This is a genomic window from Bradyrhizobium sp. BR 10261 (genome assembly GCF_019455395.1).
Lineage (GTDB): Bacteria > Pseudomonadota > Alphaproteobacteria > Rhizobiales > Xanthobacteraceae > Bradyrhizobium > Bradyrhizobium manausense.
In genome coordinates, this window is the sequence record NZ_JACOFQ010000024.1 from 18,367 (window position 1) to 34,156 (window position 15,790).

At 64.1% G+C, this 15,790-nt stretch carries 16 protein-coding genes; 6 read left to right on the forward strand and 10 right to left on the reverse strand.

Annotated elements, in window-relative coordinates:
- Positions 1–10 precede the first annotated feature (10 nt).
- From HYH07_RS25355 to HYH07_RS25380, 6 genes are all read right to left on the reverse strand, one after another.
- A complete protein-coding gene (locus HYH07_RS25355; protein WP_220005061.1) occupies positions 11–979 on the reverse strand; it encodes a nitronate monooxygenase family protein in 969 nt (322 codons plus the stop codon).
- 247 nt (positions 980–1,226) lie between these two features.
- Positions 1,227–2,627: an aspartate ammonia-lyase gene (locus tag HYH07_RS25360; protein WP_220005062.1), complete on the reverse strand. Its 1,401-nt coding sequence runs from the start codon at positions 2,625–2,627 to the stop codon at positions 1,227–1,229.
- Positions 2,628–2,656: 29 nt separating this feature from the next.
- On the reverse strand, positions 2,657–3,169 hold the full coding sequence (locus HYH07_RS25365; RefSeq protein WP_220005063.1) for a hypothetical protein: 513 nt from the start codon (positions 3,167–3,169) through the stop codon (positions 2,657–2,659).
- A gap of 38 nt (positions 3,170–3,207) precedes the next feature.
- A complete protein-coding gene (locus HYH07_RS25370) occupies positions 3,208–3,810 on the reverse strand; it encodes a YqaA family protein (protein WP_220005064.1) in 603 nt (200 codons plus the stop codon).
- A 35-nt stretch (positions 3,811–3,845) separates the two neighbouring features.
- Positions 3,846–4,250 carry a phosphoribosyl-ATP diphosphatase gene (gene hisE / locus HYH07_RS25375; protein WP_057759627.1) on the reverse strand — a complete coding sequence of 135 codons (405 nt, stop codon included), beginning with the start codon at positions 4,248–4,250 and terminating at the stop codon, positions 3,846–3,848.
- A 119-nt stretch (positions 4,251–4,369) separates the two neighbouring features.
- Positions 4,370–4,738 carry a hypothetical protein gene (locus tag HYH07_RS25380; RefSeq protein WP_220005065.1) on the reverse strand — a complete coding sequence of 123 codons (369 nt, stop codon included), beginning with the start codon at positions 4,736–4,738 and terminating at the stop codon, positions 4,370–4,372.
- Positions 4,739–5,042: 304 nt separating this feature from the next.
- Here HYH07_RS25380 and HYH07_RS25385 point away from each other — a divergent pair, with 304 nt between their 5' ends.
- The 4 genes from HYH07_RS25385 (at position 5,043) to HYH07_RS25400 (ending at position 11,092) form a co-directional block, all read left to right on the forward strand.
- On the forward strand, positions 5,043–6,848 hold the full coding sequence (locus tag HYH07_RS25385) for a glucan ABC transporter ATP-binding protein/ permease (protein ID WP_220005066.1): 1,806 nt from the start codon (positions 5,043–5,045) through the stop codon (positions 6,846–6,848).
- A gap of 176 nt (positions 6,849–7,024) precedes the next feature.
- A complete protein-coding gene (locus tag HYH07_RS25390; RefSeq protein WP_220005067.1) occupies positions 7,025–8,476 on the forward strand; it encodes a D-alanyl-D-alanine carboxypeptidase family protein in 1,452 nt (483 codons plus the stop codon).
- Between the two features lie 185 nt (positions 8,477–8,661).
- Entirely contained in the window at positions 8,662–10,347 is a 1,686-nt protein-coding gene (locus HYH07_RS25395; RefSeq protein WP_220005068.1) for a long-chain fatty acid--CoA ligase, read from the forward strand.
- A gap of 259 nt (positions 10,348–10,606) precedes the next feature.
- On the forward strand, positions 10,607–11,092 hold the full coding sequence (locus HYH07_RS25400) for a peroxiredoxin (RefSeq protein ID WP_057759644.1): 486 nt from the start codon (positions 10,607–10,609) through the stop codon (positions 11,090–11,092).
- 159 nt (positions 11,093–11,251) lie between these two features.
- On the opposite strand, the gene rnhA is transcribed toward HYH07_RS25400, so the two are convergent.
- The 3 genes from rnhA to ispH are packed head-to-tail and all read right to left on the reverse strand — an operon-like array spanning position 11,252 to position 13,671.
- Entirely contained in the window at positions 11,252–11,716 is a 465-nt protein-coding gene (rnhA, locus tag HYH07_RS25405) for a ribonuclease HI (RefSeq protein WP_057759646.1), read from the reverse strand.
- On the reverse strand, positions 11,713–12,696 hold the full coding sequence (locus HYH07_RS25410; RefSeq protein WP_220005069.1) for a homoserine kinase: 984 nt from the start codon (positions 12,694–12,696) through the stop codon (positions 11,713–11,715). Before HYH07_RS25410 ends, rnhA begins: the two co-directional genes overlap by 4 nt.
- A gap of 6 nt (positions 12,697–12,702) precedes the next feature.
- Positions 12,703–13,671 (reverse strand): 4-hydroxy-3-methylbut-2-enyl diphosphate reductase, encoded by a 969-nt coding sequence (gene ispH / locus HYH07_RS25415; RefSeq protein WP_220005070.1) that lies wholly within the window; start codon positions 13,669–13,671, stop codon positions 12,703–12,705.
- Positions 13,672–13,929: 258 nt separating this feature from the next.
- Here ispH and HYH07_RS25420 point away from each other — a divergent pair, with 258 nt between their 5' ends.
- Entirely contained in the window at positions 13,930–14,625 is a 696-nt protein-coding gene (locus tag HYH07_RS25420; protein ID WP_057759654.1) for a DUF1013 domain-containing protein, read from the forward strand.
- Positions 14,626–14,759: 134 nt separating this feature from the next.
- Positions 14,760–14,945 (forward strand): hypothetical protein, encoded by a 186-nt coding sequence (locus tag HYH07_RS25425; protein WP_220005071.1) that lies wholly within the window; start codon positions 14,760–14,762, stop codon positions 14,943–14,945.
- 74 nt (positions 14,946–15,019) lie between these two features.
- Here HYH07_RS25425 and HYH07_RS25430 read toward each other — a convergent pair whose 3' ends face one another.
- Positions 15,020–15,766 (reverse strand): OmpW family protein, encoded by a 747-nt coding sequence (locus tag HYH07_RS25430; RefSeq protein ID WP_220005072.1) that lies wholly within the window; start codon positions 15,764–15,766, stop codon positions 15,020–15,022.
- Between the last annotated feature and the right edge of the window lie 24 nt (positions 15,767–15,790).

Below are 15,790 nucleotides of genomic sequence, written 5' to 3' on the forward strand. Positions count from 1 at the left end.
GCGAGCGCCATCACAACGGGGGATCGATCGCCTCGTCGTATTCCTTCTTGAAGCGCGCGATCAGATCGGCAGCGGGGATGATGCCGTCGATGCTGCCGATGCCTTGGCCGGAGCCCCAGATCTCCTTCCAGGCCTTCGGCTTGGCACGCTCGCCGGAAGCGTCGGTGCCGAAATTCATCTTCGAGGGATCCGACGTCGGCAGGTTTTCCGGATCCATGCCGGCGGCGAGGATCGACGGCTTGAGGTAATTGCCGTGCACGCCGGTGAAGAGATTGGAATAGACGATGTCGTCGGCCGTCGAGCCCGCGATCATCTCCTTGTACTTATCGACCGCGTTGGCTTCCTTGGTCGCGATGAAGGCCGAGCCGATATAGGCGAAGTCGGCGCCGAGAACGCGCGCGGCGCGGATCGCCCTGCCATTGCCGATGGCGCCCGAGAGCGCGATCGGGCCGTCGAACCACTTGCGCGTCTCTGCAACGAACGCCAGCGGCGAGATGGTGCCGGCATGGCCGCCGGCGCCGGCCGCGACCAGGATGAGGCCATCGGCGCCCTTCTCGATCGCCTTGTGGGCAAACTTTTGATTGATCACGTCGTGGAAGACGATGCCGCCCCAGCCGTGCACGGCCTGGTTCAGCTCCTCGCGCGCGCCGAGCGAGGAGATGATCATCGGCACCTTGTACTTGGCGCAGAGCTGCATGTCGTGATCGAGCCGGTTGTTCGACTTGTGCACGATCTGGTTGACCGCGAACGGCGCCGACGGCTTGTCGGGATGGGCGCGGTCATAGGCCGCGAGCTCTTCGGTGATCCGCGCCAGCCATTCGTCGAGCAGCTCCGGAGGCCGCGCGTTCAGCGCCGGAAACGAGCCCACCACGCCGGCCTTGCACTGCGCGATCACCAGGTCCGGCACCGAGATGATGAAGAGCGGCGAACCGATCACAGGGATCGACAAGCGTCCCTTGAACAGAGCAGGCATGGACATTGCGGCGCGATCCTTTGCTGGCGGAGGCATGAGAGGTTGGGACCATACCAACAAGGCAATCTTTCCACTGTCAAGTATTGCGTTGTGAGGTCGCGCGCGACGTGGCTACCGCAATTCCAAGCCGCGGAATTCTGCTCCCGTCATGCCGGGGCGACGCGCAGCGCCGAGCCCGAAAATCCATCGGGCCTCGGCGCGAGTTGCAAAATGGACTCCGGGCTCGCGCCAAGAGGCGCGCCCCGGCATGACGTCAAGAAATCAAATCCGGATTGATCAGCCGCTCGAACGAGAACATCTCGTCCCATTTCTCCTGCGTCAGCAGCTTGCGCTCAGTCACCACGATCTGGTGCAGCGACTTGCCGCTCTTGTAACCTTCACGCGCGATCTCGGCGCATTGCTTGTAGCCGAGCAGCGGCTTCAGCACGGTGACGATGCCGAGCGAGTTCAGCACCATGTTGCGGGTGTGCTCCTCATTGGCGGTGATGCCGACGACGCAATTCTCGCGCAGGCTGTTGACCGCGCGCTCCATGGTGCGGATCGAGAAGAACAGCGCGAACGAGATCACCGGCTCCATCACGTTGAGCTGGAGCTGGCCAGCGGATGCGGCCAGCGTCACCGTGGTGTCGAGACCGATGACGAGAAAGCTCGTCTGGTTGACGACCTCGGGGATCACGGGATTGACCTTGCCCGGCATGATCGATGAGCCCGGCTGCAATTGCGGCAGGTTGATCTCGTTGAAGCCGGCACGCGGGCCCGAGGCCAGCAGGCGGATGTCGTTGCAGATCTTGGTCAGCTTGCTCGCGGTGCGCTTCAGCACGCCGGAGAGTTGCACATAGGCGCCGGTGTCCGAGGTCGCCTCGACGAGGTCGCCGGCGAGGATGAAATCGATGCCGGTCAGCGCGCTCAAATGCCTGACAGCGAGCTTGGGATAGCCGACCGCCGCCGTCACCGACGTGCCGATCGCGGTTGCGCCGAGATTGATCTCGCGCAGCAGCGCGCGCGCCTCCGAGATGCGGTCGACTTCCTCGCCGATCGTGGTGCCCCATCCGCGGAATTCGGCGCCGAGCGACATCGGCACCGCGTCCTGCAGATGGGTGCGGCCCATCTTCAGCACGCGGTCGAATTCGCGGCCCTTGGCGAAGAAGGCCTCCTGCAGCTGGCGCAGCGCCGTCATGTAGCTCTCGAGGCGCAGGATCAGCGCCAGCCGAAACGCGGTCGGATAGGTGTCGTTGGTCGACTGGCCGTAATTGACGTGATCGTTCGGGCTGACATGCTGGTAGTCGCCCTTGTGGAAGCCGAGCGATTCCAGCGCGAGGTTGGCGATCACCTCGTTGGCGTTCATGTTGGTCGAGGTGCCGGCGCCGCCCTGGATGAAGTCGGTGACGAACTGGTCCATCATGTCGCCGGCGATGACGCGGTCGCAGCCGAGGATGATGGCATCGGCGACCTTGGCGTCGATCGCGCCGAGGTCGCGATTGGCCATCGCCGCGGCCTTCTTGACGTAACCCAGCGCCTTCACGAAGTAAGGCTCCTGGCTCATCGGAATGCCGGTGATGTGGAAGTTCTCCTTCCCCCTGATAGTCTGGACGCCGTAGTAGATGTCGTCGGCGATCTCACGCTGTCCGAGGAAATCCTGCTCCGTACGGCTCATGGGCGCTCCCTGCTGCTCGCGCGACGTCCCTAGTTCTGGCACAGCGCGCTGGTGACGACGGTATCGGTGCGGCAATCATCCGGCTTGCGTTGCCTGCCCGGAATGAGAACCTTGGCCGAGCACTTCTCGGCGGAATCGGTGTTGAGGCTCTTGCCTTCCTTGTAGCCCTTGCTCTGGCAGAGTTGGTTGGCGGCGAGCTTGCAGTCGGGCGCACCGTTCGAGGAGACCGGGCAGGCGGCGCGCCCGGAGACCATGGTCGACGGCGTCGCCAGCCGCGACAGGTCGTTCATGGTCTCGCTCGGGCTTTTGATCGGCGGCAGGATCGAAGGCAGCTTGTCGAACAGCTTGCCCATTTCATTGATCAGCCCGGGGTTTTCCGCTGGCGCGGGCGGCGGCGCGGCCTGAGGCCCCTGCTCCTGCACGCCGAGCGATTGCGGCACCGATTGCGCCCACCCGGTCCCGCCGGCACCGAGCAGGAGCAGCAGCACTGCTGACGTCAGCGTCCCGAGCCTCACGGCCGGATTGCCGGATCGAACCATCATGCGGGCAACCGTAGCCGAAGCCGGCGCGGCGGCAAAGTTCAGATCAGCTTGATCGCCACAACAAAGCCGAGCACCAGCACGGCAGCACCGAGCGCGACCCACAGACCGAGATGCCGCTCGATCCGCTCCCGGATCCAGTCGCCATAGCGGTTGAGCAGGATCGCCACGATGAAAAAGCGTCCGCCGCGGGCGACGATCGAACACAGCACGAAAAGAGCGAGATTGTAGCCGGCAAAGCCCGAGGTGATGGTGACGAGCTTGTAGGGGATCGGCGTCAGGCCCTTGAGCAGGATGATGACGGCACCCCACTCGGCATAGGAGGCGCGGAAAGCGTCGACCTTGTCGCCGAGGCCATAGACCTGGATCAGCCAGTGGCCGACCGAGTCGAACAGCAGCGCGCCGATGGCATAGCCGAGCAGGCCGCCAACCACCGAGGTGACCGTGCAGACCGCCGCATAGATCCAGGCGCGTTGCGGGCGCGCCAGCGACATCGGGATCAGCATCACATCCGGGGGGACGGGAAAGAAGGAGCTTTCGGCGAAAGCCACGGCACCCATGATCCAGAGTGCGTAAGGCTTGTGGGCGGCGTCGATGCACCAGTCGTAGATACGTTTCAGCATGGCGCCGCGATGAAGCACCATGGGAGGGATTTGTCCATCGCGAGTTTTGTGACGGTTTAATGCCTTTTTCGTGCCGCGCGGCCTTCGAGCGCGACAATAGGCCGCCGCCTGGAGATGCTCGGTGAGGCGACTTTAGGCAGCTTCATCGGCGACTTCGGCAGCTTTTCGGCGATGCCGAGCATGTCCTCACGCCGCGACATCTCGCGCCAGACGTCTTCGGGGCGGACGCCTGCGGATGCCCAGAGCACAGTGAGATTGTAGAGCAGATCGGCGCTTTCCCGGACCACGGCCTTGGCGTCGCCATTGACCGCATCGATCACGACCTCGATCGCCTCTTCGGCCAGCTTCTTCGCCATTTTGGAGGGCCCACGCTGAAACAGCCGGGCGGTGCGCGATGTTGCCGGATCAAGATCCCTGGCCGCGAGCACAGCCAGATATAGCCGCTCAAGCGAATCACTCATTTACGCAAAACTACTCTAAACCAATGGAGAGCGCGTTAACGCGCGACAATCAAAAGCAAGAAACAGGCCGGCGCGACAAGCGCGCCGGCCTGTTTGTAGATGGGCTTGTGGCCGACCGACTAATAGCAAGCGTAGCCGGACCAGCCGTGGGAGCAGACCTTGGTGTAGCCCCCATATTGCTCTGCATAGCCCGGTCCATAATAATAATGATTGGGACCATAGCCGGGGCCGCTGTAGTAGGCCGGGGCGCTGTCGTAGTAGTAGCCCGGACCCGGATCATAGGCGTAGGCGTCGCGGGTCGCCGCGATCGCAAGCCCGGTACCAATGGCGCCGGCAATCGCTGCACCGGCCAAGGCCGCGCCGCCGCCGCCATGCCAGTGGCGGCCGCCGGCGAACGAGGCGGTGGGGGCGACACTGGTCAGTGCCAGCACCGCGGCTGTGGCGAGAACGGCCTTGCGGCCGGCAAACTTTGAAAATCGGTCAAACATGTCCTGGACCCTCCTTGGGACCTACACTGGTGCCTCGAGACAGGCTCATGCTCTCAAACACCTGTTGCCCAAGTTAGGTTCCCCAATCCCAACACAAGCTGAACGGGCTTGCGTGATCATGACGCAACCGCCGCTCATCTCCCGTTCAGGTTAGGTGATACTGGCAAACCCCGGAATGCCGCGTCTCGGCGCCGCCGGCGAGAGATGGGGCGGATAGACCAAGCTTCCGCTGTATCTCGCCGGCGATCCCAGTTTAGAATGTCATCTCAAGATCATACCGCCTGCCTGGGTCAGCGCCTGCCTCATGTCCATTTTCCGTCTCTACACCCGCGTTCTCGAACTGCTCGGCAAGGAGGCGCGGCTGGGCTGGCTGCTGGCATTCGCCAATCTGCTGCTGGCCGGCTCGCAATTCGCCGAACCGGTGCTGTTCGGGCGGATCGTCGACGTGCTCTCCGGCAAGACGGTCGCAGGCTCGAACTCGGCCTGGCCGTTCCTCGCCGCCTGGGTCGCCTTCGGACTATTCACCATCGCCTGCAGCGCGCTCGTGGCCCTGCAAGCCGACCGGCTTTCCCATCGCCAGCGCCAGGCGGTGCTGACCAGCTATTTCGAGCACATCCTGCAGCTGCCGCTGACCTTCCACTCCGGCACCCATTCGGGACGGCTGATGAAGGTCATGCTCAACGGCACGGACGCGCTGTGGCGGCTCTGGCTCGGCTTCTTCCGTGAGCATTTTGCCGCGATCCTCTCGGTCGTGGTGCTGCTGCCGCTGTCGCTCTATCTGAACTGGCGGCTCGCGATCCTCCTGTTCGTGCTCTGCGTCGTCTTCACCGCCCTGACAACCTTCGTCGTGCGCAGGACATTCGGCATGCAAATGGCGGTCGAGGAGCATTACAGCGAGCTCTCCGCACGCGCCTCCGACGCGCTCGGCAATGTCGCGCTGGTGCAGAGCTTCGTGCGCGTCGAATCCGAGGTGAAGGGCTTGCGCTCGGTCGCCGACGAGCTGCTCGCGGCGCAAATGCCGGTGCTGTCGTGGTGGGCGTTGGTCACGGTGATCACACGCGCCTCCACCACCATCACCGTGCTCGCGATCTTCACGCTCGGCATCGCCCTGCACGATCAAGGCCTGACCTCGGTCGGCGAGATCGTGATGTTCGTCAGCTTCGCCACACTGCTGATCCAGAAGCTGGAGCAGGTGGTGAGCTTCATCAACAGCGTCTTCATGGAGGCGCCGCGCCTGCGCGAGTTCTTCAATGTGCTCGATGCCGTGCCCGCGGTGCACGACCGACCGGACGCGATCGATGCGGGCCGGCTCTCCGGCCTCGTCGAATTCAACGACGTCACCTTCTCCTATGACGGCAAACGGCCTGCGGTCGAGGATCTCTCCTTCACAGCGCTGCCTGGCCAGACCATCGCGCTGGTCGGCCCGACCGGCGCCGGGAAGTCGACCGCAATCGCGCTGCTGCACCGTGCCTTCGATCCACAATCCGGCTTCATCAGGATCGACGGCATGGACGTGCGCGGCGTGACGCTGACATCGCTGCGGCGGAATATCGGCGTCGTGTTCCAGGAGGCGCTGCTGTTCAACCGCTCGATCGAGGAGAACCTACGCGTCGGCAAGCCGGATGCGACCGAAGCCGAGATGCGCAAGGCGGCGGAGCGCGCGCAGGCGCTCGACTTCATCGAGCGCAGCGGCGGCTTTGCGACCAATGCCGGCGAGCGCGGCCGCATGCTCTCCGGCGGCGAGCGGCAGCGGCTGTCGATCGCACGAGCGCTGCTGAAGGACCCGCCGATCCTGATACTGGACGAGGCGACCAGCGCGCTCGATGCCGTGACCGAGACCAAGGTGAACGCCGCTCTCGATGAAGTGATGAAGGGCCGCACCACCTTCGTGATCGCCCACCGCCTCTCCACCATCCGCAATGCCACGCGGATCCTGGTGTTCGAGAACGGGCGGGTGATCGAAAGCGGAACTTTCGATGAACTCGTCGCCAAAGGCGGCCATTTTGCCGAGCTCGCCAGAGCCCAGTTCATGGTGCAGGAACAAGCCCAGGCCGCGCGGGGCAGCGCAAGTGCCGCGGAGGCAGCTTCCGCTGCCGTCAAGTCCCCGTAGCACTGTCGAAATTCAGCCTATTTCATTGCGGAATACCGCCTTGAAGCCCCTATTCTCGACGCACGAGCCGGTATAGGTTTGCGCTGCCGCGAGCGGCGGCGCTGGATTTCAAAACCGAACATCAGATCACGAGAACCGCGTGGAACCAGCGGCTCTCCAAGGACCGGAATCGGATAGTGCACGCCTTTCGCCCGCTGCTTCGCAAATCCCTGTTCAACCTGTTCGCCGCGACGATCGCCGTCGGTGCGCTTGTCGTGCCGCGTGCCGTCAATGCCGAAGCGTTGCTGCTGATCGAAGCCGACAGCGGCAAGGTGCTGCAGGCCGAGAACGCCACCATTCCCTGGTATCCGGCCTCCGTCACCAAGATCATGACCGCCTATGTGACGCTGAAGGCGGTGAAGGACGGCAAGATCACCCTCGACACGCTGCTGACGGTGTCGCCGACGGCCGCCTCGCAGTCGCCCTCGAAGATGGGCCTGCGTCCGGGAACACAGCTCACCGTCGACAACGCGCTGAAGATGATGATGGTCAAGTCGGCGAACGACATGGCCGTGGTGCTGGCCGAAGGCCTCGGCGGATCGATCGACGGCTTCTCGGTGATGATGAACGACACCGCGAAGAAGCTCGGCATGACGCAGACCAACTACGTCAATCCGAACGGGTTGCCCGCGGACGGACACGTCACCTCGGCGCGCGACCTCGGCATTCTCGCCCGCTCGTTCCTCCGCGACCTGCCCGAATACGAGTATTTCGTGCACATCCCGGCGATCCGCTTCGGCAAGCGGATCACGCCGAACTTCAACAAGCTGATCGGCCGCTATCCCGGCGCCGATGGTTTCAAGACCGGCTTCATCTGTGCCTCCGGCTACAACCTTGTGGCCTCAGCCACGCGCAACGGCCGCCGCCTGATCGCGGTGGTGCTCGGCGCCAATTCCGGCACCGCGCGCGCGGTCAAGGCGGCGCAGCTGCTCGAGCGCGGCTTCAGCCAGGACAATCTGTCGTGGCTGCGCCCCTCGCTCGGCACTGTCGAAAACCTCGTGCCCGTCGATGCCTCGCCGCCGAACCTGCGTGAGGAGATGTGCGGTGGTCACCGCAAACATCCGGCCAGCGACGACGATGATGCGTTGATCGCGACCAATGGCAGCGGATCGACCTCTCTGACCGGCGGCGAAGCCAAGGTCACGTTCTTCACCGCCGGCCTCCAGCCGCCGCTGATGAAGGCGTCCGACCTGATGGCCTCGGCCGCGGAGGCTGTGGAGCCCGTGGTGGTCTATACCGGCCCGACCCGCACAGGCGCGGCCCTCGTCGCGGCCGTCGCAGCCGACGCCGACCAGCAGGCCACGCCGAAGGCGCGTGGCAAGAAGTCGCGCGTGGCCAAGAAGCCCGACGCCGGCAGCGAAGCCAAGACGGCAACCGCCAAGCCCGACGCCACGGCGAAAAGTGATGCAAAGAGCGCGGCAAAGCCGGCCGCGAGCAAGCATGCCGCGGCCAAACCTGCTGAGAACAAGCCTGCTGCCAACAAGCCCGCTGCGGACAAGGCGGCGGCGAGCGGCGATCAGGCTGCGAAACCTGCAAAACCCAAGGCCGCGACAAAGCCTGCGTCGAAGCCCGCGCCCAACAACAGCTAGGTTAACGCTCCAGGCTTGGCCGCACTTCGCACCTGCGGCAGCGACTTGCGACGATTCCAGTAGCCACCTCCCGGCCTTTGCCCTAAGCCTCGAACGCTTGCCAGCCGTTCCGGCAGGCTCGATACTGGCGGCAATGAGGCAGCCCGGGACACAACGGGCACTGACGTTAAGAGAGGGGAGTTTCCATGGAGCGCATCTGGCTCAAGCAATATCCGCCCGGCGTGCCCGCTGATATCGAGCCGACGCAATACGCATCGCTGGTCGATCTCTTGGAGGAGAGCTTTGCGAAGTTCGCCGACCGCAAGGCGTTCGTCTGCATGGACAAGGCGATCACCTATCGCGACCTCGACCAGATGTCGCTGGCGCTCGCCGCCTATTTGCAGGGCCGCGGCCTGCAGCGCGGCGCCCGTGTCGCGGTCATGATGCCGAACGTGCTGCAATACCCCGTGGCCACCGCAGCCGTGCTGCGCGGCGGCTTTGCCGTGGTCAATGTCAACCCGCTCTACACCCCGCGCGAGCTCGAGCATCAGCTCAAGGATTCCGGCGCCGAAGCCATCATCGTGCTGGAGAACTTTGCCCACACCGTCGAACAGGTGATTGCGAAGACCCCGGTCAAGCACGTCATCGTCGCCAGCATGGGCGATCTGCTCGGCTTCAAGGGCGTGATCGTCAATCTCGTCGTCCGCCGCGTCAAGAAGATGGTGCCAGCCTTCGCGCTGCCGGGCGCAGTGTCCTTCAACGACGCGCTCGCGGCCGGCCGCGGCCAGACCTTCAACAAACCAAAGCTCTCGCCCGGCGACGTCGCTTTCCTGCAATACACCGGCGGCACCACCGGCGTCTCCAAGGGCGCTACGCTGCTCCATCGCAATATCGTCGCCAACGTGTTGCAGAACGACGCCTGGCTGCAGCCGGCGCTGGCTCAGCCGCCGCATGTCGAGCAGCTGATGATCGTGTGCGCGCTGCCGCTCTATCACATCTTCGCGCTGACAGCCTGCTACCTGCTCGCGGTGCGTGCCGGCGGTTGCAATCTCCTGATCCCGAACCCGCGCGACATCGCCGGCTTCATCAAGGAGCTGGCAAAATATCAGGTCAACAGCTTCCCGGCCGTCAACACGCTCTACAACGGCCTGATGCATCACCCTGACTTCAAGAAGCTCGACTTCTCCAAGCTGAAGATCTCGAACGGCGGCGGCATGGCCGTGCAGCGGCCGGTGGCCGAGCAGTGGAAGGCGATCACGGGCTGCTCGATCGCCGAAGGCTACGGTCTGTCGGAGACCTCGCCGACGCTGACCTGCAACACCGCGACCAATGCCGAGTTCAATGGCACCATCGGCATCCCCGTGCCGTCGACTTACATCTCGATCCGCGACGACGAGGGCAACGAGGTGCCGCTCGGCCAGCCGGGCGAGATCTGCGCCAAGGGCCCGCAGGTGATGGCCGGCTACTGGAACAGGCCGGAAGAGACCGCCAAGGTGATGACCGCGGACGGCTATTTCCGCACCGGCGACATCGGCATCATGGACGAGAAGGGCTACACCAAGATCGTCGACCGCAAGAAGGACATGATCCTGGTCTCCGGCTTCAATGTCTATCCGAACGAGATCGAGGAAGTGATCGCAAGCCATCCGGGCGTGCTGGAATGCGCCGTGATCGGTATCCCCGACGCCAAATCGGGCGAAGCGGTGAAGGCCTTTGTGGTGAAGAAGGATCCGAACCTCACGGCCGAGGACGTGATCAAGTTCTGTCACGAGCAGCTCACCGGCTACAAGGTGCCCAAGCACATCGAATTCCGCACCGACCTGCCCAAGACCAATGTCGGCAAGATCCTCCGCCGCGAGCTGCGCGACCAGAAGAAGGCCCAGGCGGCGTAAGGCGTCGCCAACGGGTACGACGGGGAGCGACGACGCGCCCCGTCGTCATTGCGAGGAGCTCTTGCGACGAAGCAATCCAGGATCCCTCCACGGACACAGCCTGGATTGCTTCGCGGAGCCTGTCATCGGGCCGCGCTTCGCGCGGACCCGTTGGCTCGCAATGACGAGAAATTGGCAGCATCGGCTCATTACAGCCGTTTCCCTCCGGCGGTAAAATGCTCTAGAAACTCTGCCGGCCTCTTTCAATGGAGAAACGACCATGGCGATCCAAGTTGGCGACAAGCTGCCCGAGACGAAATTCCGCGTGATGACGGCGGAAGGTCCGCAGGTGAAGACCACCGACGATATCTTCAAGGGCAAGAAAGTGGCGCTGTTCGCCGTGCCCGGCGCCTACACCGGCACCTGCCACAAGATGCATCTGCCGAGCATTTTCCTCAACGCCTACGCCATGAAGGACAAGGGCGTTGACACCATCGCGATCGTCTCTGTCAACGACGCTTTCGTCATGAATGCCTGGAAGCGCGACACCGACCAGCGCGACGAGGCGATCTTCCTCGCCGACGGCAATGCCGACTTCACCAAGGCGATCGGCATGGAGCTCGATGCCTCCGCCAACGGCCTCGGCATTCGCTCCAAGCGCTATTCGATGCTGGTCGAGGACGGCGTGGTCAAGAAGCTGAACCTCGAGGCGATGCCCGGCAAGGTCGAGGTGTCGGGCGGCGATACGCTGCTCGGGCAGCTGTAAGGCGGCCCAACTCCTAGCCACAAACGATACTGTCATGCCCCGCGAAGGCGGGGCATCCAGTACGCCGAGGCTCCTCGGCCAAACCACAAGCGTCTCTGGAATACTGGATCGCCCGCCTTCGCGGGCGATGACAGTTGAGGGTGGCGCGACAGCGCGCGCCTACTCCGCCAGCCGCTGCTGCAGCCTCGCCTTCACGATCCCGTCCCGCGCCAATTGATCGGCGCGTTCGTTCTCCGGGTGGCCGGCGTGGCCCTTGACCCAGTGCCAGCGCACCTGGTGCGCTTTCAGCGCCGCATCGAGGCGCTGCCATAACTCGACGTTCTTCACCGGCTTCTTGTCTGCGGTGCGCCAGCCGTTGCGCTTCCAGCCGTGGATCCAGCCGGTGATGCCCTGCCTGACATACTGGCTGTCGGTGTAGAGATCGACGGTGCACGGCTTCTTCAGCGCTTCGAGCGCGGAGATCGCCGCCATCAATTCCATCTGGTTGTTGGTGGTGTGCGGCTGGCCGCCGTTCAGCTCTTTTTCCTTGTCGCCGAACTTCAGGATCGCGCCCCAGCCGCCGGGCCCGGGATTGCCCGAGCAGGCGCCGTCGGTGAAGATCGTGACATTGGGGAGCTCGCTCACGCGACCAGTCCTGACGGCATCAGCCCATAATCCCGCGCGCTGGAGACGCTCTGGTGGAAGCGCAGCTTGCGGACATATTCGAGGGGATCCTTCGGCTTGACCAGCGCGCCCGGCGGCACGTTGAGCCAGTCGACCAGCCGCGTCAGCAGGAAACGGATCGCGGCGCCGCGCGCCAGCAGCGGCAGCGCGGCCTCTTCGGCCTCGGAAAGCTTGCGCACCCGCCCGTAGGCGTTGAGGAAGGCGCGCGCTTTGGTGACGTTGAAGGAATGATCCGGCTCGAAGCACCAGGCGTTCAGGCAGATCGCGACGTCATAGGCCAGCATGTCGTTGCAGGCGAAGGTGAAGTCGATGATGCCCGACAGCTTGTCGCCGAGGAAGAAGACGTTGTCGTTGAAGAGATCGGCGTGGATCACGCCTTCGGGCAGATTGGTCGGCCAGACGCCGCCCGAGAGATAGTCGAGCTCGGCCGAAAGAAACGCGCGCAGGCCCGGCTGCACCTCGTCGGCGCGATCCGCCGCTGCATCGAACAGCGGCCGCCAACCCGCGACAGACAGCGCGTTCGCCCGCTTGATCGCGAAATCGGCGCCGGCCAGATGCATGCGGGCGAGGCCCTCGCCGACGCCGGCGCAATGCACAGCGTTCGGCTTGCGTGGCCAGATGCCTTCGAGAAAAGTGATGATGGCGGCGGGCCGTCCCTGCAACTCGTGCAGCGGCTCGCCATCCCTGGCCTTCACCGGCAACGGGCAGCTCACGCCGTGCTCGGCCAGATGCGTCATCAGCGCGAGGAAGAACGGCAGATCGTTCTTCGCCACGCGCTTTTCGTAGAGCGTGAGGATGAACGACCCTTTGGTCGTATGCAGCAGGAAATTGGTGTTCTCGACGCCCTCGGCGATGCCCTTGTAGGAGAGCAGTTCGCCGAGATCGTATTGCTTCAGAAAATCCGCAAGCTCGTCGGCGGCAACGTCGGTGTAGACCGCCATGCAAGACTACTCGGCGGCGGCTTCGGGGCGCACCTGGCGCGGCAGCGGGAAGAACTCGTTCTCTTCCGCGGCCGAGACCGTCTCCACATGCAGCGTGTAGCGCTCGGCGAAGGCGTCCATGATCTCCTCGACGATCACTTCCGGCGCCGACGCGCCCGCGGTAATGCCGAGGCTCGCGATGTTGCCGAACTTGGTCCAGTCGATGTCGGCGGCGCGCTGCGCCAGCACGGCGATCTTGCAGCCCTCGCGCTCGGCGACCTCGCGCAGGCGCTGCGAGTTCGACGAGTTCGGCGCGCCGACTACGATCAGGGCGTCCACCACCGGCGCCACCTTCTTCACCGCGAGCTGGCGGTTGGTGGTGGCGTAGCAGATGTCTTCCTTATGCGGGCCGTTGATGTTCGGGAAGCGCTCCTTGAGCAGCGCCACGATCTCCGCGGTGTCGTCGATCGACAGCGTGGTCTGGGTCACGAAGGCCAGATTGTTCGGGTCCTTCGGATTGATGGTCTTGGCGTCCTCGGCGGTCTCGATCAGGGTGACCGCGCCGACCGGCAGCTGGCCGAGCGTGCCGACCACTTCAGGATGATGCGAGTGGCCGATCAGGAAGATCTCGCGGCCCCGCTTGAAGTGGATCGCGGCCTCGCGGTGGACCTTGGTCACCAGCGGGCAGGTCGCATCCAGCGAGAACAGATTGCGGGACTGGGCGTCGGCGGGAACCGACTTCGGCACGCCATGGGCCGAGAACACCACCGGCGCGGTCGTGTTCTCCGGGATCTCAGCCAGCTCCTCGACGAAGATGGCGCCCTTCTTTTTCAACCCGTCGACGACATATTTGTTGTGCACAATCTCATGGCGAACATAGACGGGGGCGCCATATTTATCGAGCGCCCGTTCCACGGTGTCGATCGCCCGGACCACCCCGGCGCAGAAGCCGCGGGGAGAACAAAGCACGATCTTGAGGTCTGGTTTGGCTGACATTGAGCGATCTCGGGACCGAATCACCCGGCAATACGGGCGGAAGACGGTCGGTGGATGGAATAGGGGCTAAAGCTTAAGTGCCTACGGCGGCTTCAGAGGGAATTGGGCCCCCTTTCAGACGCTGTCAAGGCACTATCTATAGCAGAACCATTGCGTGGCTACCCCCTCCGGGCTTATATAGCGCGAATTCCCTGTCATCGCTGATGACCACCGGTTTCGCCTCCTGAGGGGGTGGGCGAAGCACAAAGGAGATTTGCCATGAGCAACGCACCTCTGATGCCCAAGGCGACCGCCGTCTGGCTGCTCGACAACACCGCGCTGACCTTCGACCAGGTCGCCGATTTCACCAAGATGCATCCCCTCGAGGTGCGCGCGATCGCCGACGGCGACGCCGCCCAGGGCATCAAGGGCATGGACCCGATTTCCAACGGCCAGCTGACCCGCGAGGAAATCGAGAAGGGCGAGAAGAACCAGGACTACCGGCTCCGTCTCCAGGAGAGCAAGGTCGTGCTGCCGCCCCAGCCCAAGCGCAAGGGCCCGCGCTATACCCCGGTATCGCGCCGTCACGAGCGTCCCAGCGCCATCCTCTGGCTGCTGCGCAGCCATCCCGAGCTCAAGGACGCCCAGATCATGCGCCTGGTCGGCACCACCAAGAGCACGATCGCCAGCGTCCGCGACCGCACCCACTGGAACACCTCGCAGCTGACCCCGATCGACCCGGTGACCCTCGGCCTCTGCTCGCAGATCGAGCTCGATTTCGAAGTGGCGCGCGCCGCCAAGGAAAAGCCTGTTGACGCGAACTACGGCGGCGCCACCCTGCTGCCGGCGTCCGAGACCACCAAGAAGGACGAGTACGAGTCGTCGGAGAAGTCGAGCGACGACCTCAACGTCGACGCCGTGTTCGCCAAGCTCAAGACCCTCGGCGGCAAAAAGCACGAGGAAGAGGAGGAGTAGGCTCCCTCCCTCTCATCCGGTTCGAACGCGGCGGAGCGATCCGCCGCGTTTTTGTTTGCGCACCGGAACCTTCGCAGGCTTGCGCAGGGAACGTTGCGGCTGACCTCGCATTGTGTCCAACGCGGAGGATCACGATGCGGGATGATGAAGACGTTTTTGCGTTGATGCTGGGGCGCGTTGCTCTGGCTGTGTGGGGCGATATGCCCCGCGATGTCCAGGAAGCCCTTTTCGAAATTGCCGTCAAAGACCGCCCGGAGGATCGCGACGCATTGGCGAAGCTCTTGCACGAGCGGCATCCGCGGACCATGCATGCGAGATAGCCGCGCGCCCCTCGCCGCGGCGAACGACGACAAGGGTCGCAGCGCCGGGGTTGTCCCGGCACCGCGAAACGTCATCAGAACTTGTAGGTAACGCCGCCTCCGACCAGCCATGGGTCGATATGTGCGGTGCCCGTCACGGGCAGGCCGCTGACGGTCGCCGAATAATCTGGACGCAGCCAGAGCTTCTTCACGTCAACGTTGAGGCCCCAGTGCCGGTCGAGCATGTAGTCGAAACCGAACTGCACGGCGCCGCCCCATTGGTTGCTGACATGCAGCGCAGTCGTGGTGGCGACGATGGCGGGCGGACCGACGATGGCGGCGGGGATGTTGGCGGCCGAGTTGTTGAAGAACACCGTATAGTTCACACCGGCGCCGATATAGGGCTTGAACGCACCGAAATTGTCGAAGTGATATTGCAGCGTCAGCGTCGGCGGCAGCAGCGTGGTCTTGCCGATCGGCAGGTTGGCGAGCGAACCGGTGCCGCTGATGGAATGCCTGGTGACGCCGAGGATGAGCTCGGCCGCGATGTTCTTCGTGAAGAAGTAGCTGATGTCGAGCTCGGGCACAGCCTGGTTGCTGATCGACAGACCGGAATTCGGCGACGACAGCGTCGGGACGCCCGCGACATTGACGGTCGAGCCGCCGGCATCCGGCAGGACGCCGAGCACGCGCAGGCGTATCATCCAGGGATTGAAACTCTCCGGCGGCGGCGGGGCCTTCGTGTAGACAGGCAAGTCGGCCGCCTGCGCGACCTCAACAGCCGCCGCGAAGGCGGCGCCAAGCGCCGCCAGCCGCGCCAAGTTTCTTATCGTTCTCTGCATTTCAATCCCCTTCAACCATAAGCG